This window comes from Streptococcus suis, assembly GCF_024509555.1.
GTDB lineage: Bacteria > Bacillota > Bacilli > Lactobacillales > Streptococcaceae > Streptococcus > Streptococcus suis_AD.
Genome location: NZ_JAMWEL010000017.1, coordinates 1 through 25,698, shown reverse-complemented (window position 1 = coordinate 25,698; position 25,698 = coordinate 1). Strand labels below are relative to the sequence as shown.

The 25,698-nt window shown below is 43.2% G+C and carries 17 protein-coding genes, 15 tRNA genes and 5 pseudogenes; 4 read left to right on the top strand and 33 right to left on the bottom strand.

The features are described 5' to 3' along the window. Positions 1-114: 114 nt before the first annotated feature. Positions 115-1,749: a GBS Bsp-like repeat-containing protein gene (locus tag NF418_RS07790; RefSeq protein ID WP_256779106.1), complete on the top strand. Its 1,635-nt coding sequence runs from the start codon at positions 115-117 to the stop codon at positions 1,747-1,749. A gap of 38 nt (positions 1,750-1,787) precedes the next feature. On the opposite strand, the gene purH is transcribed toward NF418_RS07790, so the two are convergent. The 13 genes from purH to pcsB (NF418_RS07725) all read right to left on the bottom strand — a co-directional run bounded on the left by purH (position 1,788) and on the right by pcsB (NF418_RS07725) (position 17,320). After that, positions 1,788-3,335: a bifunctional phosphoribosylaminoimidazolecarboxamide formyltransferase/IMP cyclohydrolase gene (gene purH, locus NF418_RS07785; RefSeq protein WP_256779105.1), complete on the bottom strand. Its 1,548-nt coding sequence runs from the start codon at positions 3,333-3,335 to the stop codon at positions 1,788-1,790. Between the two features lie 29 nt (positions 3,336-3,364). Continuing rightward, positions 3,365-3,739 carry a hypothetical protein gene (locus NF418_RS07780; protein ID WP_256779103.1) on the bottom strand — a complete coding sequence of 125 codons (375 nt, stop codon included), beginning with the start codon at positions 3,737-3,739 and terminating at the stop codon, positions 3,365-3,367. A 15-nt stretch (positions 3,740-3,754) separates the two neighbouring features. After that, positions 3,755-4,306 carry a phosphoribosylglycinamide formyltransferase gene (gene purN / locus NF418_RS07775; RefSeq protein ID WP_256779102.1) on the bottom strand — a complete coding sequence of 184 codons (552 nt, stop codon included), beginning with the start codon at positions 4,304-4,306 and terminating at the stop codon, positions 3,755-3,757. Next, positions 4,303-5,325 (bottom strand): phosphoribosylformylglycinamidine cyclo-ligase, encoded by a 1,023-nt coding sequence (purM, locus tag NF418_RS07770; protein WP_256779101.1) that lies wholly within the window; start codon positions 5,323-5,325, stop codon positions 4,303-4,305. The genes purN and purM overlap by 4 nt, the downstream gene beginning before the upstream one ends. A gap of 56 nt (positions 5,326-5,381) precedes the next feature. Then, positions 5,382-6,836 (bottom strand): amidophosphoribosyltransferase, encoded by a 1,455-nt coding sequence (purF, locus tag NF418_RS07765; protein ID WP_256779100.1) that lies wholly within the window; start codon positions 6,834-6,836, stop codon positions 5,382-5,384. 2 nt (positions 6,837-6,838) lie between these two features. Beyond that, on the bottom strand, positions 6,839-10,558 hold the full coding sequence (locus NF418_RS07760) for a phosphoribosylformylglycinamidine synthase (protein WP_256779099.1): 3,720 nt from the start codon (positions 10,556-10,558) through the stop codon (positions 6,839-6,841). A 12-nt stretch (positions 10,559-10,570) separates the two neighbouring features. Continuing rightward, on the bottom strand, positions 10,571-11,278 hold the full coding sequence (purC, locus tag NF418_RS07755) for a phosphoribosylaminoimidazolesuccinocarboxamide synthase (RefSeq protein ID WP_256779097.1): 708 nt from the start codon (positions 11,276-11,278) through the stop codon (positions 10,571-10,573). Positions 11,279-11,395: 117 nt separating this feature from the next. Beyond that, positions 11,396-11,644, bottom strand: a complete 249-nt coding sequence (locus tag NF418_RS07750) for a phosphopantetheine-binding protein (RefSeq protein WP_256779096.1) — start codon at positions 11,642-11,644, stop codon at positions 11,396-11,398. A gap of 1 nt (position 11,645) precedes the next feature. Next, positions 11,646-12,644 (bottom strand): phosphate acyltransferase PlsX, encoded by a 999-nt coding sequence (plsX, locus tag NF418_RS07745; RefSeq protein ID WP_256779095.1) that lies wholly within the window; start codon positions 12,642-12,644, stop codon positions 11,646-11,648. Beyond that, positions 12,641-13,423 carry a DNA repair protein RecO gene (gene recO / locus NF418_RS07740; RefSeq protein WP_014637252.1) on the bottom strand — a complete coding sequence of 261 codons (783 nt, stop codon included), beginning with the start codon at positions 13,421-13,423 and terminating at the stop codon, positions 12,641-12,643. The genes plsX and recO overlap by 4 nt, the downstream gene beginning before the upstream one ends. Further along, the gene (locus tag NF418_RS07735; protein WP_256779094.1) at positions 13,410-14,588 is read right to left on the bottom strand and encodes a pyridoxal phosphate-dependent aminotransferase; all 1,179 of its coding nucleotides are present in this window, start codon (positions 14,586-14,588) and stop codon (positions 13,410-13,412) included. The genes recO and NF418_RS07735 overlap by 14 nt, the downstream gene beginning before the upstream one ends. Positions 14,589-14,932: 344 nt before the next feature. Next, positions 14,933-15,901, bottom strand: a complete 969-nt coding sequence (locus NF418_RS07730) for a ribose-phosphate diphosphokinase (protein WP_105109992.1) — start codon at positions 15,899-15,901, stop codon at positions 14,933-14,935. Between the two features lie 129 nt (positions 15,902-16,030). Further along, a complete protein-coding gene (gene pcsB, locus NF418_RS07725) occupies positions 16,031-17,320 on the bottom strand; it encodes a peptidoglycan hydrolase PcsB (protein ID WP_256779093.1) in 1,290 nt (429 codons plus the stop codon). 368 nt (positions 17,321-17,688) lie between these two features. Between pcsB (NF418_RS07725) and NF418_RS07720 the strand changes: the two are divergent. Both NF418_RS07720 and NF418_RS07715 read left to right on the top strand, forming a co-directional pair. Continuing rightward, positions 17,689-18,746 (top strand): annotated as a pseudogene (locus tag NF418_RS07720) (transposase); the annotation flags it as partial. Positions 18,747-18,748: 2 nt separating this feature from the next. Next, a pseudogene (locus tag NF418_RS07715) lies at positions 18,749-19,235 on the top strand (transposase); the annotation flags it as partial. 19 nt (positions 19,236-19,254) lie between these two features. Here the strand turns inward: NF418_RS07715 and NF418_RS07710 are convergent. Beyond that, positions 19,255-20,155 (bottom strand): annotated as a pseudogene (locus NF418_RS07710) (IS982 family transposase). 77 nt (positions 20,156-20,232) lie between these two features. On the opposite strand from NF418_RS07710, the pseudogene NF418_RS07700 reads away from it, so the two are divergent. Continuing rightward, positions 20,233-20,415: pseudogene (locus NF418_RS07700) on the top strand (IS4 family transposase); the annotation flags it as partial. Between the two features lie 127 nt (positions 20,416-20,542). Here the strand turns inward: NF418_RS07700 and NF418_RS07695 are convergent. The 19 genes and pseudogenes from NF418_RS07695 to NF418_RS07610 all read right to left on the bottom strand — a co-directional run. After that, positions 20,543-21,226 (bottom strand): annotated as a pseudogene (locus tag NF418_RS07695) (IS110 family transposase); the annotation flags it as partial. A gap of 268 nt (positions 21,227-21,494) precedes the next feature. Next, on the bottom strand, positions 21,495-22,772 hold the full coding sequence (pcsB, locus tag NF418_RS07690; protein WP_256779092.1) for a peptidoglycan hydrolase PcsB: 1,278 nt from the start codon (positions 22,770-22,772) through the stop codon (positions 21,495-21,497). Positions 22,773-22,848: 76 nt separating this feature from the next. Beyond that, positions 22,849-23,346, bottom strand: coding sequence for a rod shape-determining protein MreD (gene mreD, locus NF418_RS10710; RefSeq protein ID WP_373325953.1), 498 nt, complete (start codon positions 23,344-23,346; stop codon positions 22,849-22,851). Between the two features lie 23 nt (positions 23,347-23,369). Continuing rightward, positions 23,370-24,194: a rod shape-determining protein MreC gene (mreC, locus tag NF418_RS07685; protein WP_256779091.1), complete on the bottom strand. Its 825-nt coding sequence runs from the start codon at positions 24,192-24,194 to the stop codon at positions 23,370-23,372. A 62-nt stretch (positions 24,195-24,256) separates the two neighbouring features. Next, positions 24,257-24,344 (bottom strand) — tRNA-Ser (locus NF418_RS07680). Positions 24,345-24,356: 12 nt separating this feature from the next. Continuing rightward, a tRNA-Ile gene (locus tag NF418_RS07675) sits at positions 24,357-24,430 on the bottom strand. 23 nt (positions 24,431-24,453) lie between these two features. Beyond that, positions 24,454-24,526 (bottom strand) — tRNA-Phe (locus tag NF418_RS07670). Positions 24,527-24,548: 22 nt separating this feature from the next. Beyond that, a tRNA-Ser gene (locus NF418_RS07665) sits at positions 24,549-24,638 on the bottom strand. Positions 24,639-24,645: 7 nt separating this feature from the next. Beyond that, positions 24,646-24,719 (bottom strand) — tRNA-Ile (locus NF418_RS07660). 14 nt (positions 24,720-24,733) lie between these two features. Next, positions 24,734-24,807 (bottom strand) — tRNA-Met (locus NF418_RS07655). Positions 24,808-24,817: 10 nt separating this feature from the next. Further along, positions 24,818-24,891 (bottom strand) — tRNA-Pro (locus NF418_RS07650). A gap of 48 nt (positions 24,892-24,939) precedes the next feature. Continuing rightward, a tRNA-Arg gene (locus tag NF418_RS07645) sits at positions 24,940-25,013 on the bottom strand. Positions 25,014-25,027: 14 nt separating this feature from the next. After that, positions 25,028-25,111: transfer RNA gene (locus NF418_RS07640), tRNA-Leu, on the bottom strand. 7 nt (positions 25,112-25,118) lie between these two features. Then, positions 25,119-25,190 (bottom strand) — tRNA-Gly (locus tag NF418_RS07635). 13 nt (positions 25,191-25,203) lie between these two features. Further along, positions 25,204-25,276: transfer RNA gene (locus NF418_RS07630), tRNA-Thr, on the bottom strand. 18 nt (positions 25,277-25,294) lie between these two features. Next, positions 25,295-25,376 (bottom strand) — tRNA-Leu (locus tag NF418_RS07625). Between the two features lie 3 nt (positions 25,377-25,379). Then, positions 25,380-25,452, bottom strand: a tRNA-Lys gene (locus NF418_RS07620). A gap of 45 nt (positions 25,453-25,497) precedes the next feature. Beyond that, positions 25,498-25,570 (bottom strand) — tRNA-Asp (locus tag NF418_RS07615). A 2-nt stretch (positions 25,571-25,572) separates the two neighbouring features. Next, a tRNA-Val gene (locus NF418_RS07610) sits at positions 25,573-25,645 on the bottom strand. Between the last annotated feature and the right edge of the window lie 53 nt (positions 25,646-25,698).

The window sequence follows — 25,698 nt, the reverse complement described above, 5'->3', positions numbered from 1 at the left end:
GGGAATTTCTTCTATAAAATGAACATCCTTTTTACCACGAAATTTACAAATCAATACTAAAAAATCATTCGTTTTCCCTCCCCTTTCCCGAATAGGTTGTGTAGGAGGATTTATATGAAAAAATATTCGACACTTTTATTTTCAACCCTTGTCTTAGCTACAAGTGTAGCGACGCCTGTATCAGCCAATGAGCAGTCGGAACCTGTCACAAATGCTATTGAAATAACTACTGCCCAGACTGAACAGGCAGTCCTGTCGCAAGGCGTGACCACGCAGCAAAATGGAGCAACCTTATCCATTTACTACAACCGCTCCGCCGATCAGCAGCAAAATCGCATCCAATACGCTATCTGGTCCAACGAAAACGGGCAGGATGATGTCCAATGGTTTACCGCAGGGCAAAGTCAAACGGACATTTCCCTCGCACAATTAGGAAAAACTGGCCTCTACACTATTCATGCCTATATCGTTATTGATAACAAACTGATCTTCCTTGAAGAAACCAGTGTCCATTTAGCTCCTGTCAAACCAAGCATTGTCAGCAGTATTTCGACACCAGGCTATTTGGATGTTCAGATTAACAATCTTCCTAGTAGCGTTACCGAGGTCAAACTTCCAGTCTGGTCCCATGCCAATGGACAGGATGATATCATTTGGTACACCGCTACGGCTGTGGGAAATGGTCGCTACTCTTTGCGAGTGCCACTCAAGCAACACCAGTTTAATACAGGTACCTACTCCATTCATCTCTATGCAAAGGAAAATGGCGCCAGTCAGGTAAGTATCACCGCATCGGCTGAATTTGTCGTACAAACACAACACATTCCTGCATCAACTACTCCTGCAATTTCCATCCAAAACCTCGATCCATTAAAAGGAAGTTATCAGATTAAAGTGCAGGAAACCGCTACTAACAAAGCCATTAAGTCGGTTGAGATTGCCACCTGGTCCACCAGTAATCAGAGCAATATCAAGTGGCGTACAGCTGCATATAGCAACGGCAGTTATATAAGCGGCATCAGCTTTACAGAGCATGCAAACCATACTGGGCTGTATCAAAATCATGTCTATGTGACCTATACAGACGGTAGTCGTGTGGGCTATATTGCACAAACGATCGATTTGACAACAGCTCGGTTGCCTATTGCTACAACAATTGCCTTTCAAAAGACTGGACTTTTCCAGGTTACTGCCCAGAATATCTACGATAGTGAGATAGTCACCTACGCAGTCTGGTCTGAAGAAAACGGACAAGACGACCTCAAGTGGTACACCGCTTCTAAATCTGCCTTACGCACCATTACAGGAAGTATTCCCTTGACCAATCACACAGGGACAGGAAAATACAACCTCCACCTCTACCAGAACGGAAAAGGGCTTGGAGCTTATAGTTTCCAAGTCACCACCAACCAACGTTATGTGGAAAATAATACCTATCCAATAGGACAATGTACTTGGGGTGCTAAGGAAGTTGCTCCTTGGGTTGGGAACTATTGGGGAAATGCAAACCTGTGGCTCATCTCCGCAAGAAATGCCGGTTTCAAAACGGGTACCACTCCACGTGTGGGAGCCGTCGCTGTTTGGACAAGTGGGCCCTATGGACATGTGGCAGTCGTCACCGAGGTCAGTAGCACCACTCGTATCCGTGTCAAAGAAAGCAACTACGCCGGAAATCAAGTAGTTGGGGACTATCGTGGCTGGTTCAACCCAGTCGCTGACGGTGTCGTAGGCTATATCTATCCCAATTAAACCAAAAAACCTCAGCACTGCTGGGGTTTTTGTTTGTATCAATGTCTAAAATGTCTGACTCCCGTAAAGACCATGGTCAAGCCGTACTTGTTGGCCATGTCAATGGAGTCTTGGTCGCGGACAGAGCCACCTGGCTGGATGATGGCCTTGATGCCTGCGGCTGCGATTTCTTCAACATTATCAGCAAATGGGAAGAAGGCATCCGACGCCAAAACGGCTCCCTCCAAACGATCTTTTGCTTGCTCAATAGCGATACGGACGGACGCTACACGGTTGGTTTGCCCCGGTCCCACGCCCAAGGTCATCTTGTCATTGGTGATGATGATGCCGTTGGACTTGACATACTTGGAGGACTTCCAAGCAAACTCCATAGCTGCCCACTCTTGCTCGGACGGTTGACGCTCGGTCACCACCTGCCAGTCCGCTGGGCTTTCCACCACCACGTCCTGATCCTGCACCAAGATCCCGCCGACAACGCCTGTGAACTCTTTTTCCACTTCGCTTGCATCCTGTGCGTCAAAGGCCAATTCCAAAATCCGAAGATTTTTCTTTTTATTGGTCAAAATCGCTAGCGCTTCTGCCGAGTAGCTCGGTGCGATGATGATTTCTAAGAAAATCGGGTGCATCTTTTCAGCCGTCGCAGCATCCACTTCCCTGTTCAGTACGACGATACCCCCGAAAATCGATACTGGGTCAGCCTCATAAGCATAATCCCAAGCCTGCTCAATAGTCTCTGCCTGACCGATACCACAAGGGTTCATGTGTTTGAGAGCCACAACAGTTGGACGGTCCTTGAAATCACGGATAATCCGAATGGCTGCATCCGCATCCCGAATGTTATTGAAGGACAATTCCTTACCATTTAGCTGTTTAGCAGCTGCAATCGAATAATCAGTCGGAATGGCATTTTGGTAGAAATCCGCATGTTGCTGAGGATTTTCTCCGTAACGCATAGGCTGATTGAGGTCGTAGGTAAGGGTGAGTTTTTCAGGCTTGTCTTCGCCTACTTGCTTTGTGAAATAATCTGCTATTAGGGCATCATAGGCTGCGGTGTGACGGAATACCTTTGCAGCCAATCGCTGACGTGTTGCATAGCTCGTTTCCCCCTGCTCTGCAATTTCCCCTAAAACCATCGGATAATCTGTCGGATCCACCACAACTGTCACGCTGGCGTGGTTTTTAGCCGCAGAACGCAACATGGACGGACCACCGATGTCGATGTTCTCCACCGCCAAGTCGTAAGTCACATCTGGACGCAAGATAGTCTCTTTGAAAGGATAAAGGTTGACCACCACCAAGTCAATCAGGCCAATTTCGTGGTCCTTGGCTGCTTGCAGGTGGCTGTCCAAATCCCGACGAGCCAGCAAACCTCCATGAATTTTGGGGTGTAGGGTCTTGACACGGCCGTCCATCATCTCAGGAAAACCGGTCACATCGTCAATAGCGATAGTCGCTACACCAGCCTGATCCAAGGCAACTTTTGTGCCTCCTGTCGAGATAATTTCCCAGCCAAGTTTGGTCAATTCTTGGGCAAATTCTACAATACCATTTTTATCTGATACGCTAATTAACGCACGTTTTGTCATGATTTCTCCCCTATTTTCTAAGTAATAAATTAAGATCGCAAACCAATTTCTTTATAAATTCGTTTAATTTGCTGAATAAATCTATCATCTCCTCTACCTTTTTCGTTAATCTCTTTCTGAGGAGTTGTAGACCAACGATAAATTTGTTCAATACTACCATAAGAACGCTTAAAAAGCTTGGCATATTTAATACAATTCTGTTTCGTTGCAGCATCAGATAATATAATCTTCAATTCCTCATCGGTCCAAGGTTTCCCTTTGTTACTTGTATCTAATTCAACATTATCTTTTTGAAAATCAATTAGTGCTGCCTCTATAAAATTAATTTTTTCTAAAAAAGTTAAGTCTTCAATACTAAAATTAAAAACCGTAAATAACTCTTTTTTAAAATCTGATTTTTTCATTATGTCCCCTATTGATTATTTATATATCCCCCCCAACTCCTCCAAAACTGCTGGATAGAGTTGGTACTCCGCTTCATGTATTCTTGCTTCGAAGGTTTCCAGGGTATCCTCAGCCAGCCTTGGTACTCGGACTTGCTGGATAATTTGTCCTGTGTCAACGCCGCTGTCAACCCAGTGGACTGTTACGCCACTTTCAGATACGCCTGACTGCCAGGCATCTTCAATCCCATGAGCACCGGGAAATTCAGGCAAGTAGGCTGGGTGGATATTGATGATCCGACCTTCGTACTGAGCCAGCAGGGTTGGTCCCACAATCTTCATATAACCTGCCAAGACGACCAAGTCAATCTGATGTTGGTCTAGCAGTTGGATAATAGCTTCTTCGTAGGCCTGCTTATCTGCAAACTCTTTTAATTCAAAAGCAAAGGCAGGCACCCCTAGTTTTTCAGCTCGTTCCAAGACATAGGCGTTTCTACGGTCTGAAAAGACAAAGGCTACTTCAAACTGCTCTGCGATGACTTGGAAATTAGAGCCATTGCCTGATGCAAACACTGCTATTCGTTTCATTTGATGACCACACTCTTATCTTCCTTGGCGATGATGCGACCAATGGTGTAAACTTCCTCGTCAACTAGTTGACAGACACTGTCAACCTTGTCTGGACTGACTGACAGGACCAATCCGATACCCATATTGAAGATTTCAAACATTTCTTCATGTTTGATCTGGCCATATTTTTCAAGGGCTGTAAAGATTGGAAGGACAGGAATCTTATCTTCTTCAATCTCAGCTGCAAGATTATCAGCAAACATACGGGGAATATTTTCGATGAAGCCACCGCCTGTGATATGGGCAATGCCATTGACCAGCCCTGCTTTTACCAGAGGCAACACCTGCTGGACATAGATGCGGGTCGGCTCTAAGAGGACATCCTTAAGGGCTCTGCTGTTGAGCTCTGGTAACAGAGCGTCGCCAGAAACATCTGCAAAAACGCGTCGGACAAGGGAATAGCCGTTGGAGTGGATACCACTGGAAGCTAGGCCGAGGAGAATATCGCCCTCCTGGACCTTACTGCCGTCAATAACCTGGGACTTCTCCGCAATACCGACGGCAAAGCCAGCTAGGTCATAGTCATCCTCGCCGTACATGCCAGGCATCTCAGCCGTTTCACCGCCAATCAATCCACAACCTGCCTGGACACAGCCTTCCGCCACACCTGCAACCACCTGCTCCAGCTTGGCAGGCTCGTTTTTTCCTGTCGCGATGTAGTCGAGGAAATAAAGTGGCTCCGCACCTGCAGCGATAATGTCGTTGACACACATGGCCACGCAATCCTGACCAATGGTATCATGTTTGTCGTACTGGATAGCTAGCATGAGCTTGGTTCCCACGCCGTCTGTCCCAGATACTAAGACTGGCTCTTTAACATCCAGTTTGGTCAAATCAAACATCCCGCCAAAGCCACCGAGAGCTCCCATAACGCCCAAACGTTCTGTCCGAGCAACGTGTTTCTTAATCCGCTCAACCACTTCATAGCCAGCTTCGACGTCAACGCCCGACTGGGCATATGCATTTTTATTTGTCATTTTAATTCCTTTCAACAGTTTACAGGTCTGTCAAGCATACTTGACAACTCTGTCACTTACTTGACATTCTCGATATAAAAACTCGTTTTCTCTTCTAGGCTACGGAGATATTCTTCCTCATAGTCATAGAGAGGCGTTGGAAATTCTCCATCAAAATAGGCCACACAAAGCCCACCTTTAGGTGCATCTGTGTTGATGCCAATGGCCTCAATCATCCCTTCAAGAGAGAGGTAGGTCAGGCTGTCGGCTCCAATAATCTCACAGACTTCCTCAGCGGTGTGATTGGCTGAAATCAGCTCCCGACGGGTCTGGATATCAATCCCATAGAAACATGGGTACTTGAGTTCAGGGCTGCCGATAGCCACATGAACTTCTTTTGCCCCTGCATCACGAAGAAGCTGGACAATGCGACGGCTAGTTGTACCGCGAACAATGGAGTCGTCAATCATGACCACCCGCTTGCCTTTGACAACACTTGAAACAGCTGACAACTTCATGCGCACACCCTGCTCTCGCAATTCCTGTGTCGGTTGAATAAAGGTCCGCTGGGTATATTGGTTTTTAATCAGCCCCATTTCATTTGGCAAACCAGATTCCTCTGCAAATCCCATAGCTGCAGATAGGGAGGAGTTTGGCACACCAACCACGATATCCGCTTCATGTTGAAATTCCCGGGCCAAACGACGGCCCATGTTTTTACGAGCCGTGTGGACATTGACACCATGAATAACCGAGTCCGGTCGGGCAAAATAGACATACTCCATAGAGCAAACAGCCAGTTGCGTATCTCTTGTATAGCTATCATATTGAATTCCTGAATCATCAATGACGACAATTTCACCAGGCTCCACATCTCGCACCCAGTCAGCCCCCACTACTTCAAAAGCACAAGTTTCGCTGGCAACTACCCAGGCACCATTTTTCATTTTGCCAATTGAAAGTGGACGGAAACCGTTAGGGTCCAAGGCAGCAACCAATTTATCTTCTAACAAGATCAGGTAGGCAAAGCCCCCTTTAACAGTATTGAGGGCTTCCTTGATTTTTCCCATAAAGTCTGGATTGTGACTGCGACGAATCAAGTGCATGAGAATTTCAGTGTCAGAAGAAGAAGAGAAAATGGAACCATTTTTTTCCAATTCAGCCTTCAAACTGACCGCGTTGGTCAAATTCCCATTATGTGCCAAACCCACCTGCATATCTGCAAAATCAAATAGGAAGGGCTGGATATTATTGATAGAAGCAGAGCCAGAAGTTGCATAGCGGACATGACCAATAGCAGCCGTTCCTGTCAAGGCTTCTAAATCCGCCGGATTTTTAAAGACTTCTGCAATCAGCCCTGTTCCGCGATGGCGACGCAATTGTCCGCCATCATTGGCCAAAATCCCAGCTCCTTCTTGTCCTCGGTGCTGCAAGCTATGTAGACCAAAATAGGTCACCTGAGCAGCCTGCGGATGTCCCCAAATACCGAAAACTCCGCATTCTTCATTGAGTGATTTAACTTCATATGTCATATTTATTTTCCTGTAAAATAGCGAACTGCTGAAACAAACAATCCTTGGTCTTTCTTACCTGGAATATTTTGGAAAAGACCGTCCTCGTAACGCTCGGAATGCCCCATTTTCCCGATGATTTGTCCGTTGCGACTGGTAATACCTTCAATAGCATGGCTGGATCCATTTGGATTGTACTTAGAATCCATGCTTGGCTGACCTGTAAAGTCAACGTATTGGCTGAAAATCTGACCATTGTCCCGAAAGATAGCAAATTCCTCGTCTGTCACTACAAATTTTCCTTCCCCGTGGGAAACTGGAATAGCGTGAATGTCACCGACCTGGACACCTGCCAACCACGGTGAGTTGACATTGGCAATCCGCGTTTCCACCATTTTGGCAACGTGCTGGTTGGCATCGTTGTAGAAAAGGGTCGGACTGCTTGCACCCGCCTCCTCAAAGTTTCCATAAGGTAGCAAGCCCGATTTGACAAGAGCTTGGAAACCATTACAGATACCGATGATGAGGCCACCTTTTTCGATAAATTGGTCAATAGCAGAGCGGACCTTGGCGTTTCGTAAGATGGTCACGATAAACTTGGCAGACCCGTCTGGCTCATCCGCAGCTGAGAATCCCCCTGCGAAGAAAAGAATATTGGCCTTGGTGATATTGTCAACCATAGTGTCAACCGACTTTTCAATACTCTCTGCATCCAGGGTTACAAACGGAACAAGATTGACTTTTGCACCAGCCTGTTCAAAGGCCTTCGCAGAATCATATTCTGAGTTAGTACCTGGGAAGACTGGGATGTAAACTACAGGAACCTCAACGGCTTCTTTTGCTTTTATAACCGCTGAACTTGTGACTGCCGGAACATCCTGCAACTCCGTCGCCTGTTCAAATTCTGTTGGATACACTTCTTCTAGTTTGCCTTCAAAGGCTGCCTGCAAATCCTGTCCAGCTAGGTTGACACCGTTGACAAGGAGTGTAAAGTCAGCGGTGGTTTGTCCAATTTTCACAGCATCTGGAATGTCTTCTTGCGATGTGAAGACAAAGCCACCGAGCTGGCCTGTCAAGCTGGTTTCAAGGTCTGCAAGCTCAACTCTTGCTCCGACTTGGTTACCAAAGGACATGAGGGCTAAACTTTCTAGAATGCCTCCATATTTAACTGCACTAGCAGCCGTAATCGCATAATCGCTCTGCCATTTTTCAAAAGTCTCAAAATTAGACTTCATCAAGGCAAAATCAATGTCTTCTGATAAAATCTGGCCTGGTAGGTAATAAATGTGCTCGCCAGCCGCCTTGAACTCAGGTGAGAGAACCTTGCGGCTGTCTGCTGTTGTCACACCAAAGGCAACCAAGGTCGGCGGAACAGTCAAGTCCTCAAAGGTACCAGACATGGAGTCCTTACCACCGATAGACGGCAAACCAAGCTGAATCTGAGCCTCGATAGAGCCCAGAAGTGCTGCTACTGGCTGACCAAAACGCTCTGCCTGCTTGTCCATCCGCTGGAAATACTCCTGATAGGAGAAGCGAGCCTTGGACCAGTTAGCACCTGTTGCAACCAAGCGAGCCGTCGCTTCGATGACCGCATAGGCAGCCCCGTGGTAAGGGGACCAGTCTGCCAGATAAGGATGGTAACCCTGAGCCATGACCGAAGTCGTTGTCGTCACACCCTGCTGGACAGGCAACTTTTGCACAGAACTTTCAGTCGGTGTCAGCTGGTGACGACCTCCGAGTGGGTGGTTGACGGTTGAACGACCAACAGATGAGTCGAAAATCGTCTGCAAACCTTTTTGGCTAGTATGGTTGAGGTCTGATAAAAGTTCTTTCAAGTCCTCTTGTAGTGTTTCAGTAGATGTCCTACGTGTTTCTGGTAGGTTGACAGAACTGTCAACCACCTTGGCGTCCACCACCACGCGCACACCGTTGGTATCAAGGAAGGAACGTTCCAAATCAACAATGGTTTGACCATTCCAAGTCATGACCAGGTTTGGTTTTTCAGTAACTTTGGCTACGACAACCGCATGGATATTTTCCTCACGACAGGCTGCGATAAAGGCATCTACGTCTTCTGGACGGACAACTACACTCATCCGCTCCTGTGATTCGGAAATGGCAATCTCCGTTCCATTCAAGCCTGCATACTTGAGCGGGACCTTGTCCAAGTCTATTTCAAGACCGTCTGCCAGCTCACCAATGGCAACGCAGACACCTCCTGCACCGAAGTCATTGGATTTTTTGATAAGGCGTGTAACGTTACCATTTCGGAACAAACGCTGAATTTTACGTTCTTCAATGGCATTTCCTTTTTGGACTTCTGCACCAGCTCTTTCCACAGACTCGACTGTCTGCACCTTGGATGAGCCTGTTGCTCCACCGATACCGTCACGGCCTGTTTTGCCACCCAACAAGATGACCACATCGCCTGCGACTGGTTTTTCACGAACCACATTTTCCTTAGGAGCAGCACCGACAACGGCACCTAATTCCATGCGTTTTGCGACAAAGCCTGGGTGGAAATATTCACGTACATAGGTAGTTGCAAGACCAATTTGGTTTCCATAAGAAGAATAGCCATGTGCCGCTGTTTTGGAAATGATTTGCTGTGGCAATTTCCCTGGACGTGTCGCTGTCAGCGGCTGGGTGATATCGCCCGCACCTGAAATCCGCATGGCTTGATAAACATAAGAACGACCTGACAAAGGATCACGAATAGCTCCACCGATACAGGTTGCGGCACCACCAAAAGGCTCGATTTCAGTAGGATGATTGTGAGTTTCATTCTTGAACATGAGGAGCCATGGCTCTTTTACGCCATCCACATCCACTTCAATCTCTACCGAGCAGGCATTGATTTCATCTGACACTTCCATGTCATCCAGACGACCATTGGCCCGCTCGTAACGACCAAAAATTGTCGCCATATCCATGAGCGTCTGTGGCTTATCTGTCCGACCTAATTCTGTCCGCATCGCCAGATACTTGTCATAAGTCGCCTGCAATTGCTTGTGGAATTTTGAAGCTGAAAAATCAATAGACCTGAGCTCCGTTTCAAACGTCGTATGACGGCAGTGGTCACTCCAATAAGTATCCAAGACCTTGAGTTCTGTCTCAGTTGGCATTCGACCAATTGACTTGAAATAGTCCTGAATGAAGAGCAGGTCTTCCACTTCCATGGCCAAGCCAGCTTCTCGCTTGTAAGTTGTAAACTCTTCCGCCCCGTAGCTATCAAAAAAGTCCAAGCTTGGAATGACGGTATCTGACACCGAAAACTCCTGAGCCACCAAAGGAGCATCCATATCCTTGAATCGCGAATCCACAGGGTTGAGCAAATAATTCTTGATGGCAGCTAATTCTTCTTCCTGCACATCACCGTTCAAAATATAGAGCTGACCTGTATTGACACGCGCCTCCTGACGACTGCCCAATAAGAGAAGGGCCTCCTGACTGCTGGCAGCCCGCTGGTCAAACTGCCCAGGAAGAGCCTCAATCGCAAAATAAGCAGCCTCCTCCAAATCAAGCTCAGCTTCCGACAAGACCTTGTCCGTCACTTGCTCGGTAAAGATGTGCTTGATGGCCTGCTCTAACAAATCCTCCTCAAGATTGAAAACATCGTAAACCTGCACTAACCGCAAACTTGACAGACTTGTCAACTGTAAATTATGGGTCAACTCCTTGCGAAGAGCCTCCGCCTTAATCTGAAAATCCGCCCTCTTCTCAACAAAAATCCGCTTCGCCATTTTTTCCAATCCTTATTTCACTTCTTGTAACTTTGCCAATACGACCTCGTAAACCTCGGTCAACTCCCCGAGACCCCGACGGAAAACATCCTTGTCCAGATGGTTGCCATCCGCATCCCATAAACGACAATTATCAGGAGAAAACTCATCCGCCAATAAAATCTGACCAGACGAGTCAACCCCAAATTCTAGCTTGAAGTCCACCAAAGTCAGCCCAATCTGAGCAAACAAGTCCTTCAAGAATTCATTGATTCGTCTTGTTTCTTCCTTGATATAGGCAATTTCTTCTGAACTAGCTAGATTAAGAAAAGCAATATGTTCGTCGTTGATAAAAGGATCGTCCAACTCATCTTTTTTATAGTAAAATTCCACGATAGGAGTAGATAAGTCAATCCCTTCTTCCACCCCAAAGCGTTTTGAGAAAGACCCAGCTGTCACATTTCGCAAAACAACCTCGAGAGGAATGATATCCACTTTTCTATTTAACTGATCTGTGTCTGACAAACGCTTGATAAAATGCGTTGAGACACCAGCTTCATTCAATTTTTCAAAAATCAAAGATGAAATCAAATTATTGAGCCGGCCCTTGCCCACAATCTGTTCTTTCTTACCACCATTAAAAGCCGTCGCCTGGTCCTTGTAAACCGCAACAATCTGGTCACTATCAGCCGTTGCGTAGATGTCTTTTGCTTTTCCTGAATAGAGAAGGTCTGTTTTCATAAGAATGTTCGCCTTTCATAAAATATTCTAGTCTTTTCGTTTATTTTATCACATAACATTCGTGTTAACAAATAAAAATCTAAAATGCTATCGAATAAAAAGAAAAACGCCCGTAATCTACGAACGTTCTTTTAATTGACTCCAAATAAAATCCACAATATCTTCTAATGTTTCAAAGCGCTCAATCGCGGCATCTGGAACATCGACACCAAACTCGTCTTCCAAGGTCAATACGAATTCCATAATTTCCACCGAATCCGCTGCGATATTATCTACCAAGGTAGATTCAGGTTGAACTTGAAAATCTTCTCCCTTTTCATCCTGAATCAATTCAACAACCCGCTGATAGACCTGCTCTCTAATCATGTTATTCCTCCACTACTGAAAATTTCGCCACTGATTTTTCGACAATACCAGCATCCAAGATAGAACGCGTCTGCTTAATAGTATAGAAAATCGACTGGGCATCGCTGGATCCATGCGCCTTGATGACAGGTGCTTTCAGACCAAGCAAGACAGCACCACCTGCAGTTTTATAGTCCATAGCCCCCAAGGCCTTTTTCAAGGTTGGTTTGACCAGTAAGCCTCCCAATTTAGCACGCAGACCGCCATTCTTGATTGAGTCCGTCAACTGGCCAAGGATGGATTTTGCAGTTCCCTCAATGGTTTTCAGCACAGCGTTTCCCGTGAAACCATCCGTCACGACCACATCCGCCACGCTGTTGAGCAACTCACGCGCCTCCACATTGCCGATAAAGTTGATCGACTTGTCTTCTGACAAGAGTTTATAAGCCTCTTGGTGAACTGGCGTGCCCTTGGTATCTTCCGTACCGTTGTTCAAAAGTCCCACACGAGGTTGTTTGACACCACGCACATGCTCCGCGTAAAATGAGCCAAGAATACCATACTGATAGAGGTGATGAGCTGTATTTTCAGCATTTGCCCCCAAATCCATCATATCAAATCCCTTACCGTCCATAGTAGGAAGAGTGGACATAAGACCAGGACGGTCGATGTTCTTGATACGACCGACGACAAAGACGCCTGCCGCCAACAGAGCACCTGTATTTCCAGCTGACAAGACCGCATCTGCCTGACCATCCTTGACAGCCTTGGTCGCTAGGACCATCGAAGCCTCTTTCTTACGACGAATAGCCTTGACAGGCTCATCATCTGAATTGATTTTCTCCGTCGTATGGACGATGCTGACACGCTCTGTCGCTGTCAAATACTGCTTGATTTTGGCCTCATCACCATAAAGTTGAATTTCAATGTCTGGAAAGGCAGCCAAGGCTTGATTGACACCTTCTACCACTGCCTGAGGGGCGTGGTCCCCACCCATAGCATCTACTGCAATACGTTTCATTCTGTTTCCTCATTTTCTGTTCTTGGTTTCATAATCTGTCCCCAAGAAGACAAATCATCTATAAATTTCTTGGATTTCAAGTGAATCCCCACATATTCCTCGTACAGCTGGTCAATAAAAAGCCGTAATTTTCGCTTCATCTCAGGCTTGATGGAAATGGTTTCCAGCTCATCAAAGGAAATAGCCTGAAATTGATCAAGTAGATAGGGAACATTGGGATCCAGATAAGCCCGTCGCTCATCTTGTTGATAGTGTTGCGGACACAAGACACCGCTGTACTTGTAAGAATAATCAAAAGGCAAGCCAACCCGATGACAAAAAGCACACTCGTGAAAATTCAGACTGATCCCAAAACGTCCCAAGAGCTGAATTTCAAAGATATTGGTCAGAACTTCGTAGTCCAAACCTGACTCCATCAAGTCCAAGGTCTTGACCAAAAAAGCAAAGAGAGCTGGGTCATAGACCTTGTCCTGCAAGGCAGCATCTGCCAAGGCTAAGATGTAGGTAGCATAGCTAAGCTTGAAAATATCACCGTTAATATTCTTAAATGGCTGTACCTGATGAAAATCTTCAATATAAGACAGACCATCATCATTGATTTTAACGATAAAATCCGCATAGGTCAAAGGCTGGATAGAAGCTACCAGCTTGGACTTAGAGGCATGTTTCACGAAAAACATTCGCTTGCCAGCCTTCTCCGTAAAAATCTTGACCAGCTTGTCATCTTCTCGAAAATTCCGATTATATAGGACTAATCCCCTGGTTTCAATTCGTTCCATTTTCTTCTAGATATTCCTTCAAACGAGCCATAGCTGTTTGAATCTTCTCCATACTTGCTGCGTAGGAAATTCGCACATAGCCTTCACCATACTGACCGAAGGCTGCACCCGGAATTAAGGCCACCGCTTTCTTTCTCGCAAAGTCTTGTAAGAAGCTAAAGGAATCTTGATTGTAACCCATAGGAATTTTTGCAAAGATGTAAAATGCTCCATCAGGCTTGATAATTTTAAAGCCCAAGTCCGTCATCTTCTCGATGATGTAATCCCTACGCTTGACGTACTCCGCCCGCATCGGAAGAGCATCATCCTTACCGTTTTTCAAGGCCTCAACCGCACCATACTGCATAGCAGTTGATGCTGCAGTCACGAGATATTGGTGGCTCTTGATGATTTGAGCGATAATCGGAGCCTGACTCATAATCAAGCCAATCCGCCAACCTGTCATGGCATGAGACTTGGACAATCCCTGAATCAAAATGGTCTGTTCTGGCAAAAACTCCGCAATCGAAGTATGAGGCTGACCAGTGTAAGTCAACTCCGCATAGACCTCATCCGAAAGGACAAAGACAGGGTACTTACGCAAGACATCCGCAAAAGCCTGAATCTGCTCACGTGAGTAGGTCACACCTGTTGGATTAGCAGGATAGTTGAGAATGACAGCTTTTAGCTTATCACCCTGCTCAATAATCGCCTCTTCCAACATCTCAGGTGTCAACACAAAATCATTTGCCGTCGTATCGATTTCAACGATGTCTGCTCCCACCATATTGACAATAGGCTCATAGCCAGGATAGGCAGGAGCAGGTAAAAGAACCGTATCCCCAGCCTCCAAAATAGCTACAAGGCTTGCTGATAAAGCCTCTGTCGCACCAATAGTAGATAAAATTTCCGTATCTGGATTGTAGTGCAAGTTGTATTTTTCAGCCACAAACTCAGCTGCAGCCTGACGCAACTCCAAAAGTCCAGCCATACCAGTATAATAGCTCTTGTTGGCATCAATGGCGGCCTTGGCCGCTTCTTTGACATGATCAGGCGTTGTAAAATCAGGCTCGCCCAAGGTCAGTTTCAAAATTCCTGGAACATCCGAAATGGACTGATCAAACTGACGAATCATCGAAACCTCGATACGGTCTAAATTCTTATTAAAACGGTCATGTAACTTCATAGCAAGCCCCCCTTAAACTCATAATTGTATGTGAACTAAAAAGCTAGTGATTTAGATATAGTCATTTGAATTAACTTTGATACATCGTCACTTTCGGCTTGCCGTACTCTACGAAAGTAACTAGCTTCGCAAGTCTTATCTCCAACCTAGAACAGCCTCTAGGCTGTTCTAGCAGCCTGCACCTCAGTTCCTTGTCTGAAAGCTAATTCATTCGACTATAAATCCCCTTGAAGTCCTACCGACTTCCACCTAGATTTCCTAAAATCATACGCTTTTCTTAATGTTCTCATTAATTATATAAGAATATTATACCAAAAAGAAGAGCCTGACGGCTCTTCCAACTATTATTTGGTAATCTTTGTTTCAAATAGAGGTGATAGTGGACGTTTTTCATGGATACGAATAATGGCATCCGCCAACAAATCAGCTGTTGAAATATGCTCAATCTTCTCAATCAAACGTTCTTGAGGAATTTCAATAGTGTCCAAGACCACCAATTTTTCAATGGCTGACTTAGTGATATTGTCCATAGCTGGTCCTGACAAAACAGGGTGAGTACAAGATGCATAGACAGCTGTTGCACCAGCTTCCGCCAAGGCATCTGCCGCATGACAGATAGTCCCTGCCGTATCAATCATATCATCAATTAGGATACAAGTCTTGCCCTCGATATTTCCGATGATATTCATAACTTCAGATGTATTCATCTTATCAACACTACGACGCTTGTCAATAATCGCAATCGGTGTTTTCAAAAATTGCGCCAGTTTACGCGCACGGGTCACACCACCATGGTCTGGTGAAACCACCACGTAGCCATCACCTGTCATCCCGCGACGCTCAAAATAATCCGCAATAAGTGGTGCCCCCATCAAATGATCCACAGGAATGTCAAAGAATCCTTGAATCTGGGCAGCATGGAGGTCGATGGTCAACAAACGATCCACTCCAGCAGTTTCCAGCATATTGGCAACCAATTTTGATGTGATTGGCTCACGAGCACGAGCCTTACGATCCTGACGAGCATAGCCGTAATAAGGAACAACAACATTTATCGACTCAGCAGATGCTCGTTTCAAAGCATCTACCATGATCAAAATTTCCATTAAATTATCATTTACAGGTGAGCTAGTAGATTGAAGGATGAAAACGTGACTGCCACGAATTGATTCTTCAATATTTACTTGAATTTCACCATCTGAAAATTGACGAACACTTGATTTCCCCAAAGGAATTCCAATTTTTTTTGCAACCTTCTCTGCTAACTGTTGATTGGACGAAAGTGCAAACAACTTTAAGTCGGTAAACGCCATGATATCCTCCTAGATTTTTCTACTCTACTATTTTAAACCTTTTTAGACCAATTTTCAAACAAAAATAAAAGATATAGATAATATTAGAATTTTCTTAAAAAATCCTTGGATAAACCAAGGATCGAACGATTATGGGTAAATATAGTAAACTGCACCTTCAGATGTAGTTGTTGGATTAAACCAGCCACGATGATTACCAATATAGCGATGGCCATTATAGTTCGATTCAGAAACTTGAATATTTGTAGAGCTTTCTACTGCTGTTACTAGAGCAACGTGACCATAAGCACCACCGACCCATACTGCAACTGCTCCAACCTGTGGAGTTGTACCTACACTGAATCCTTCTGCACGAGCTGAAGCAACCCACTGGTTAGCATTTCCCCAGTAAGGTCCAACCCAAGAAACTTGTGACTTAACTCCCCAAGTACATTCCCCAATCGGGTAAGAAGAAGCATCATATTTGGCATTACTTGCTGCTGCAGATGAACTTCCTGAAGAAACAGTGTTACTTATATTTGAACTAGTTGCTGTAGTCGTTGGTGTTGAAACAACTGGAGTTGAAGCTGCAGTTGAACTTACGGCTGGAGCAGTTTGCTCTTCAGTTTTATTTTCAGTTGTTGCTTTAGGGGTAGATACTGTTGCTATAACCTGTGCCACCGCTGAAGCTGCTTGTTGTTGAGCCAGAGCAGCCTGCTGAGCTTCGTATTCCGCTTGACGTGCTGCCGCTTGACGTGCTGCTTCTTCTGCTGCAGCCTTTTGAGCAATTAAATCATTTTTTTCATCTTCAGCAGTTGCTTTCTCTGCAGCGAGATTCAATTGTGCAACTTGCAATTCAGCTTGACGAACTTTCAAAACCTGCTCATCATCTTCCAATTTCTGACGATTTGCTGCCAATACATTAATTGCTTCTTGATTAGCTTTCTGTTTTTCAACAATTGCCTCTTTGTCAAGTTTTTGCTGATTTAACATACGATTATTTGCAGCAACAATCTCACGCATTGCGTTTACACGAGAAACAGCATCAACAATAGATTTTGAATCTAGAATTGTATTAATATAGCTTGATGCTGAAGCATCTGTCTGAGCACTTCGTGCTTGCTCTTTCAAGGCGCCGTCTCTAGAAACAATATCTGCTGATAATTTATCAATTTCAGCTGATAAGGCCTTCGACTCATTTTCCAAGCGAATATTTTCTTCAGTTAATTTTTCTTGCTCTGCAACAATTTCATTAACCTGACCTTGAATTGAATCCACCTGCTGTTGAGCAGCTGTTTGTTGCGCCGTAAGTTCATTGATCTGTTGATTTTTTGCAGCAATCTGACTATCTACATCATTTGCATTGATTACAAACGCATAATTTACATTTGATAAAACTATAGTACTCAACATTAAAGATGCTAAGATTTTTTTCTTCATAAACAAATACTAACTCCTCTATACTTTCTGACTATACCATTTTATTAAAAAATAATGTGACTATATTACACATATTTTACATTTCTATATCTAATTTGTTATTAGTTAGTGATTTAAAAAACCGATTTTGATTGTCTTAAATATTGAAAAAGACTTTCCTCAACCCTTTAAAGCTTATCTCCTATGAACATAAAAATGCTCTATAAGACTGTAGTAGGAAAATCCACTAGAGAGATTATGGAGCCTTTTTGAGTATAGAAAAAAGTCCCATATGACCTATAATAGAAAACGACTAAACTCGCATTAGAAAAACACATATGGAACAAATCAAGAGTCAGGGAACGACTCTTGATTCCTGAGCCTAGAAATTGAAAAGCGAAGCTCTTATCACAAATTTGCTCAGAATTAAAGACAAAAATATTACTATCTCTAATGAATATGACCTAGGAACTCACTTAGAACTCCACGGTCACTTGGATTACATAGCCCCTAAATGTCCCTCCTGCAAGGGACAAATGGCTAAATACGATTTCCAAAAAGCCTCCAAAATCCCCTATCTAGAAACTGCTAGTTTCCCACTGCTTATCCGTCTTCGAAAGCGTCGCTTCAAGTGTAAAGATTGTGGGAAAACGGCTGTCGCTGAAACTCCTCTTGTCAAGAAAAACCACCAAGTATCTGTCTCTGTTAACCAGAAAATCGCCCAATTACTCATCGAAAATCAAGCAATGACACATATTGCACACAGGCTATCTATCTCAACATCATCAGTTAGTCGAAAGCTAAATGAGTTCAAGTTTGAAACGGATTGGAATACCTTACCTGAGGTGATGAGTTGGGAGTCAAACAGTCTGGGGATAGACTGGTTGAGCTGCCTTCAAGAAGGGGAAGATGAGCTTTATCGCTCAAGATTTCAACTCCCTAAACGTCATTGCTATCCTTTGTGTAAGAACTCAAGGAACCATCCGAAACCACTTTCTACGCTATCCTAGAAAGTTAAAAATCGGGTCAAAGTGATCACCATGGTTATGTTTAGTCCCTACTACAAATTGCCTATACCCTTCGCCCTCCCATTTCAAGGCTCAGGCTGAAACAGTCTATTCCCAGACTGTTTCACTCCCAAATGCCAAGATAGTACTCGATAGCTTTCATATCGTGCAACACCTTAGTCGAGCTATGAACCGTATCCGTATTCAAATTATGAATCAATTCGACAGAAAATCGCACGAATACCGTGCTTTGAAACGCTACTGGAAACCTCGCTTTCTTATTTCTAGGCTCAGGCTAAATCAGTCCACCGGACTGATTTACTTCAACAAGATAGCCGTAAACTCAGCGATAAACGATTTCATCGCCCTATGTTTCGCATGCATTTGACTAACAAGGAAATCCTAGAAAACTCCTATCCTACTCAGATGAACTCCGACAGCGAAATCAGGATTTAACCTCCCTGACACCCCTTGTTTTGATGAAAAATTTGACCTAAACATCTGTCGGAAACAGACCAATGAGATGAAACAACAGTATCAAAATTTTCCTAATCACTATCGCTGTTTACCTAATCGCACACCCTTTGACTTTCTACCAAGCTCTAGCCAAAAAAGTGATCCACCCCTGTTTTACGAACTTCATTTTCGAATGGTGCGTCTCGAAATCAAGCCAGGTTTCTTTGAAACTTTGGTGACAAACACCAATTATTCTCCAGAAAAATTAAAAGATCTCTATGCCTACAGATGGGGCATAGAGACCAGTTTTCGTGACCTAAAATACAGTATCGGTCTGACTCATTTTCATGCAAAAAAAGAAGGAAGGGATTCTCCAAAAAATCTACGCTCACTTTATCAATTTTAATGTTTGTAAATGGCTAACCTCACACGTTGCTATTAAAATATCAAAGTTAAAACAGATTTATAAGATTTACCCGTTGTGCTAGCTAATCAAGCGTAAGCAAGGGAATATTTTAAGCTGATACCAAATTCAGTATGACTGCTTTTAAGCAAAAGAGAATAGATAAGTAATATAGCTTCTGTCTTAAATTTGAGCGCCTGAATGTTTCGGCAACGTAAAGCCTCCATTCCAAACTGCTCTAAGCTAGAAAATACGGTCTCCACTGGTTTCCTCAATCGACTTATTTTGTAATTTTCTAGCCATGAATAACCCATCAAGTTTTTTCTGAGTTGAGAAATTAACTGGATACCACAGTCTGCTAACGCTGCCTTTGTCTGTCTATCCACATATCCTTTATCTCCATAAACGATTGGAAATGGGCTATTTTCAAGCAGCTCCAAAGCAACATTGCCATCATAAATAGATACGGGTGTGACAACATAATCAATAGGAAACCCACTATCGCTGACAAGAACTGAAAATTTCAAGCCATAATAATGGATTTTCTTAGTCGCATTATAGCCAATGTCTGCCACCTCTGATAACAATGTAGCTCTCATGTTGCGAATGGGGTGACATAGTGCACAAGGAAAGCTGTCAATCAAGCCGAACGAGCAGGTTTGATAAAAATCTAAGACCATATAATAGCGTATACGCTGAATACTTTGAGCAAGATTTTGACAGATACGGCAGTTCTGGGAAGTTGTCAGGGAAGTGATTATGACGAATGGCACGGTAAATAGCACTTGTCGTCCGGCAGCCCTCTTGAATTGTCCAAAGATAGCTAGCGATAACAACGACATCAGACTGTTTTTGTAGGTGGATGTTTCGCCGATTTTGAACCTCATGGGGAACAAATCGCTCATATAAAGCGAGAACTTGGATCAAGATTTTTGAAAAAATAACTTGTGTTTGATTGGGATTTGCGAGATAATAATGTTGGCTTTGCATATCATTCCCTCATTTCGTGGTTGTTTTGAGTTTATGATACGCAAAGTTTTTTTATTTGGCTAGAATTAACTAGCACAACGGGTAGGATTTGTTTTTCAGACGCTGTTTATGCTTGTCGAAAATTTCGTAGAAACAAACTCTCTTCCTTCCAATTGGAAACCTACATTGCCAAACATTTATCCATCGTCCGACCTAATCGAACATTCCAAAGAAAGATAAGAAGCAAGGTACCTGTAAGCTTCACTTATAGAGTAACATAATAGTTGAAAAATTGGGTTAAAAAACATCCTTTTTGTGCGCCCTAAATACAAAAACTATTCCCGTTTGGTCATCAATTGCTCGGACGGGAATAGTTCCTTTAATTATTTAAATGCTTAACTTCATGATATTGGCTAGGGGACTACCTTTTTGTTTTTTGATAGCGAAAGCGGCTTGGCATAAACATTTCTTCAAATAAGAATTTCCGTGTCGAATCTTGGTACTTCGTTTCTTACCAACACTCTCATTATTACCTGGACATAGTCCAGCCCAAGAAGCTAAATGTCTAGCAGTAGGAAACTGACTCACGTCAACACCAACCTCAGAAATGATAACAGAAGCTGTAATGACATCAATGCCTGAGATGGAATCCAATATTTCTACATGATTTTCATATTGTGATAGATAGATATTCATTCGCTCTTCTAACAACTCAACCTTCTTCTGATAAAAATCATAAATCTCTAAAGACTGCTTTAACATGAAGCGATGATGGTCAGAGAAATAACCGTCCAAGGCTTCCAGAAGCTGAGGCACTTTCTTCTTCAAGCTAGTGTAAACGGATTGATGGACAATGCGAGGTGTGATAGGCGTCCCATCAGCCAGTAGCTGAAGGAGATTACGTCCAGATAGCCCCATAATATCTTCAATATAGGTTGTTGGCTTGATACCACCTGACCGAAGAATTTTATGGATACGGTTTGTTTCTCGATTGCGACTTTCCACATAATGTTTTCGCTGTCTGGTCAACTCCCTCAATTCTTGAATGGTTTCATTGGGAACGAAACTCCGAGGCAATAGACCAATCCGTGTTCATTATTTTAGTCGTATTTTTATACTCATGCCTATCGCATGTTTTGGGGTTCTCGTCAGTAGAGTGGATCAGTTTTGCCCTCGATGAATAGCATCATTAACTCGTCAACCACAAAGCCCTCACTAAGATGTTACACCTAGTGAGGGCTTTATGTTCGTTTTCATTATTTTGTGGGTGAGGGCGGAAACGTCATGGATGTCTTTCCCGTTCTCTAGATGTTAACTGACATCAATCCACTACAGTTAAAAAAGTAGCAAAAAATCATATTTACGGATAGATATAGCCTGAAACTCCACTTGCTGCTGCATCAAACCAACCACGGAAATTGCCAACGTACATATTTCCATTAAAATTTGATTCTACAACTTGAATTTGCGAACCATTTACTGCAGTAACAACTGCCACATGTCCATAAGCACCTGAAGTCCAAACCGCTACCGCACCGACTACTGGTGTTGAACCCGTACTGAAGCCAGCAGCTGAAGCTGAGTATAACCATTGGTTTGCATTTCCCCAATAGTTCCCAACCCACGGAGCAGCTTGTTTTGCTCCCCATGTACATTGACCTACTGGGTAAGTATTAGCACTACTACTATTGCTTACTGCAACTGAAGAATTTGATGACGATGTAGTTGCTACATTCGCAGTAGATGCTGCCGTTGCAGACGTAGTAGATACTGTTGTTGAAGCAGGTGCAGATGACACTTCAACTGAAGAAGACTGAGGAGTTGTTGAAGCAACGTTTTCAATAGCTGTTCCTGTAGCAGGTGCTGCTTGAACAGGAGCCACTGCTTGCTGTTGCTGTTGAGCAAGTTGTGCCTGACGAGCTTGGTAAGCTGCTTGTTCTTCAGCAGCTTTTCTTGCTGCTTCTTCAGCTACTGCTTTTTGCTCCAACAAACTAGCTTTTTCATTTTCCGCTGAAGCTTTTTCCGCAGCCAATGATAACTGTGCAACTTTTAACGCTGCTTCTTGAGTTTTCAATTCTTGAGCAACATCATCTAATTTTTTCCAGTTAGTCTCAACGGTATTAATAGCTTCCTGATTGGCTTTTTGCTTTTCTTCAATTGTAATCTTATCAGACTTTTGCTGTTCCAACATTCTATTATTTGCTGAAACAATTTCATTCATGGCATTAACACGGGAAACTGCATCAACAATAGATTTTGAATCTAAAATAGTATTAATATAGCTCGATACAGAACCGTCTGTTTGAGCACTTCTAGCCTGTTCTTTCAAAGCAGCATCACGAGATACAATATCAGCTGCTAATCTCTCAATTTCAGCAATTAGCTCTTTAGACTCAGCTTCCAGTCGAGTATTCTCTTCTTGTAAAGAAGCCTGTTCTGCAAGAATTGTATTTACTTTCGCTTGTAGCTCATCTACTTGAGCTTGAGTACTAGCCTGTTCAGCTGCAATCTCATTAATTTTATTTTCTTGTGCTGCAATTTGACTATCATAATCATTAGCAGAAACTACTGTTAAAGAAGTAACATTTGATAAAATAATTGTACTCAACATAAGAGTAGCTAAGATATTCTTTTTCATAAACAGTAATAACACCTCTATTCTTTCTGACCTTATCAGTTTATCAAAAATATTTCGCAAGTATATTACGCAATTATTACATTTCTATGTCTTGTTCCCTCTGACTGAAATTTTCAAACAGAGGTAACGTCAGGAAAAATAATAATAGATTGCAAATCAAAGTTGGTAATAAATTAAAGAAAACAAATACAGAAACTGACAAATCTGTCATATTAAAAAGACTAGCTATCAAGAAACTAAATATCTCTAGTAAAAACAGAACAACTAGAAAAGACAATAATCTTGTAAGCCCAACGAAATAAACATTCCTATTGAAAAAGTAGATTAGTAATATAGTCATAGGAAATAAACTTGTAGCAAAACCTATAAAATTAAAATAATAAATATCATACAAAAGACCTAAAAAAATATAAGTAATGAACATAAGTTGGAAAGAATCTCTATTTATTCTATGAAGCGCATAAATAAATACCAGATGTATAGAGATTGAGGTAAAAGCAGGTGAAAGATTCGTTAACAAGGTAGATAACTGACCATCAAGAAGGAACAAAAATAAGATGACAAGTGCAGACATGAAACTATTCTTTTTAAAATCCATTATTGTTTCACCACCGACACAGAATAAATATTAGAGAAATTCGCTGCTGGCTTAATATAAACTTCTCTATTTAAACTATCATTACTTTCTTTAACAGAAGATACCTCTCCAATTTTCAAATTAGCAGGAAGCGTACCAGCTAGGTCACTTGTAACCACTGATGAACCAGTCTCAATAGCTGAAGTAGAATTCAACTGATTGATTATAAAAGTATTTGAATCTAAATCATATCCGGATAAAATACCGTAAACAACATTATCACCTGAACCAATCTTGACAGGTATTTTAGTAAAGTCATCAGAATTAGTAATAAGCTTAATTACAGCTGAGTCAGTTGAAACCGTTGAAACCGTTCCAATAACTCCACCATTTGACAAAACCAAGGTATTCTTACTAATATTTGAAGACTCACCAATATTAATAATCAACTCTTTAGTCCACAAACTTGGTGTTCTTACAAGAACCTCCCCAACAGAAAAATCAATATCAGGATGAGACGTGGACAACTCAAGATTAGCTTTCAAAGACTCATTTTCTTTTTTTAAAGAATCGTTCTCTGCATTCAAAGTATCGAATTCTAAAGATATTCTTTTTAACTCTCTATTCTCCGAGTAGGAAGCAAATAAATCATCAATTAGGTCAACCTGACTTGAAATATAAACAACAGGTGCTGACAAAACTCTCTGAATAGGATTTATAAAAAATCTTACAGAAGAATCAACAAATGAGGAGCTATCTGAGTTAGAATAAGTAGCAAATAAAAGTGAAATTGAAACAAAAAAGAATAAAAAAATAGCTATTATATACTTATAAAACTTAAACATACTCTCACCCACATCAAAAGATACAATAAAACGAGAATATCAAAAGATAATCTCGCTTTCTACGGAGAATAAGGGATTCGAACCCTTGCGCCAGTTACCCGACCTAACGATTTAGCAAACCGTCCTCTTCAGCCTCTTGAGTAATTCTCCATTAATATAGAATGGGCACGAGTGGAATCGAACCACCGACCTCACGCTTATCAGGCGTGCGCTCTAACCATCTGAGCTACGCGCCCAAGACAGTAACTTGGACAAGTTATGGCGCGAGACGGAATCGAACCGCCGACACATGGAGCTTCAATCCATTGCTCTACCAACTGAGCTACCGAGCCAATAAAATATATTCTAAAATAAAGGAGGATGTGGGATTCGAACCCACGCACGCTCTTACACGCCTGACGGTTTTCAAGACCGTTCCCTTCAGCCGGACTTGGGTAATCCTCCATTTATATGGACCTTGTAGGACTTGAACCTACGACCGCTCGGTTATGAGCCGAGAGCTCTAACCAGCTGAGCTAAAGGTCCAGCACAAGTGATGATAGCGGCGAAGGGGATCGAACCCCCGACCTCCCGGGTATGAACCGGACGCTCTAGCCAGCTGAGCTACACCGCCAAAAATATAATCGGGAAGACAGGATTCGAACCTGCGACACCTTGGTCCCAAACCAAGTACTCTACCAAGCTGAGCTACTTCCCGTTATTACTTAAAAATAAACCTCCCCTAATGTCTTCATTAAGCGAGTAATGCACCCTAGAGGATTCGAACCTCTAACCGCCTGATTCGTAGTCAGGTACTCTATCCAGTTGAGCTAAGGGTGCTTCTATAAAATGCATGCCGAGGACCGGAATCGAACCGGTACGATGTTGCCATCGCAGGATTTTAAGTCCTGTGCGTCTGCCAGTTCCGCCACCCCGGCCTCTCAAAGCGAACGACGGGATTCGAACCCGCGACCCCCACCTTGGCAAGGTGGTGTTCTACCACTGAACTACGTTCGCAATCTTTTCTTAATGCCGGCTACATGACTTGAACACGCGACCCTCTGATTACAAATCAGATGCTCTACCAACTGAGCTAAGCCGGCCTATTAAAATTTCTTATATGCGGGTTAAGGGACTTGAACCCCCACGCCCGAAAGCGCCAGATCCTAAATCTGGTGCGTCTGCCAATTCCGCCAAACCCGCATATGACTCGTGCTGGGCTCGAACCAGCGACCCATTGATTAAAAGTCAATTGCTCTACCAACTGAGCTAACGAGTCTTTACTTAATTATATTAATTGAAACAGATGATTGAATCGTTTCAACGGTCCCGACGGGAATCGAACCCGCGATCTTCGCCGTGACAGGGCGACGTGATAACCGCTACACTACGGGACCTATGGGAGTTAACGGGATCGAACCGCTGACCCTCTGCTTGTAAGGCAGATGCTCTCCCAGCTGAGCTAAACTCCCATTTGGAGATTTCTCTCCAATTTGCTAAGCGACTACCGTATCTCACAGGGGGC

Excerpts from the sequence above, each read along its gene's own strand:
- NF418_RS07790 (WP_256779106.1), top strand. The coding sequence starts at position 115 with ATGAAAAAATATTCGACACTTTTATTTTCAACCCTTGTCTTAGCTACA.
- purH (WP_256779105.1), bottom strand. The coding sequence starts at position 3,335 with ATGACAAAACGTGCGTTAATTAGCGTATCAGATAAAAATGGTATTGTA.
- NF418_RS07780 (WP_256779103.1), bottom strand. The coding sequence starts at position 3,739 with ATGAAAAAATCAGATTTTAAAAAAGAGTTATTTACGGTTTTTAATTTT.
- purN (WP_256779102.1), bottom strand. The coding sequence starts at position 4,306 with ATGAAACGAATAGCAGTGTTTGCATCAGGCAATGGCTCTAATTTCCAA.
- purM (WP_256779101.1), bottom strand. The coding sequence starts at position 5,325 with ATGACAAATAAAAATGCATATGCCCAGTCGGGCGTTGACGTCGAAGCT.
- purF (WP_256779100.1), bottom strand. The coding sequence starts at position 6,836 with ATGACATATGAAGTTAAATCACTCAATGAAGAATGCGGAGTTTTCGGT.
- NF418_RS07760 (WP_256779099.1), bottom strand. The coding sequence starts at position 10,558 with ATGGCGAAGCGGATTTTTGTTGAGAAGAGGGCGGATTTTCAGATTAAG.
- purC (WP_256779097.1), bottom strand. The coding sequence starts at position 11,278 with ATGAAAACAGACCTTCTCTATTCAGGAAAAGCAAAAGACATCTACGCA.
- NF418_RS07750 (WP_256779096.1), bottom strand. The coding sequence starts at position 11,644 with ATGATTAGAGAGCAGGTCTATCAGCGGGTTGTTGAATTGATTCAGGAT.
- plsX (WP_256779095.1), bottom strand. The coding sequence starts at position 12,644 with ATGAAACGTATTGCAGTAGATGCTATGGGTGGGGACCACGCCCCTCAG.
- recO (WP_014637252.1), bottom strand. The coding sequence starts at position 13,423 with ATGGAACGAATTGAAACCAGGGGATTAGTCCTATATAATCGGAATTTT.
- NF418_RS07735 (WP_256779094.1), bottom strand. The coding sequence starts at position 14,588 with ATGAAGTTACATGACCGTTTTAATAAGAATTTAGACCGTATCGAGGTT.
- NF418_RS07730 (WP_105109992.1), bottom strand. The coding sequence starts at position 15,901 with ATGGCGTTTACCGACTTAAAGTTGTTTGCACTTTCGTCCAATCAACAG.
- pcsB (WP_256779093.1), bottom strand. The coding sequence starts at position 17,320 with ATGAAGAAAAAAATCTTAGCATCTTTAATGTTGAGTACTATAGTTTTA.
- pcsB (WP_256779092.1), bottom strand. The coding sequence starts at position 22,772 with ATGAAAAAGAATATCTTAGCTACTCTTATGTTGAGTACAATTATTTTA.
- mreD (WP_373325953.1), bottom strand. The coding sequence starts at position 23,346 with ATGTCTGCACTTGTCATCTTATTTTTGTTCCTTCTTGATGGTCAGTTA.
- mreC (WP_256779091.1), bottom strand. The coding sequence starts at position 24,194 with ATGTTTAAGTTTTATAAGTATATAATAGCTATTTTTTTATTCTTTTTT.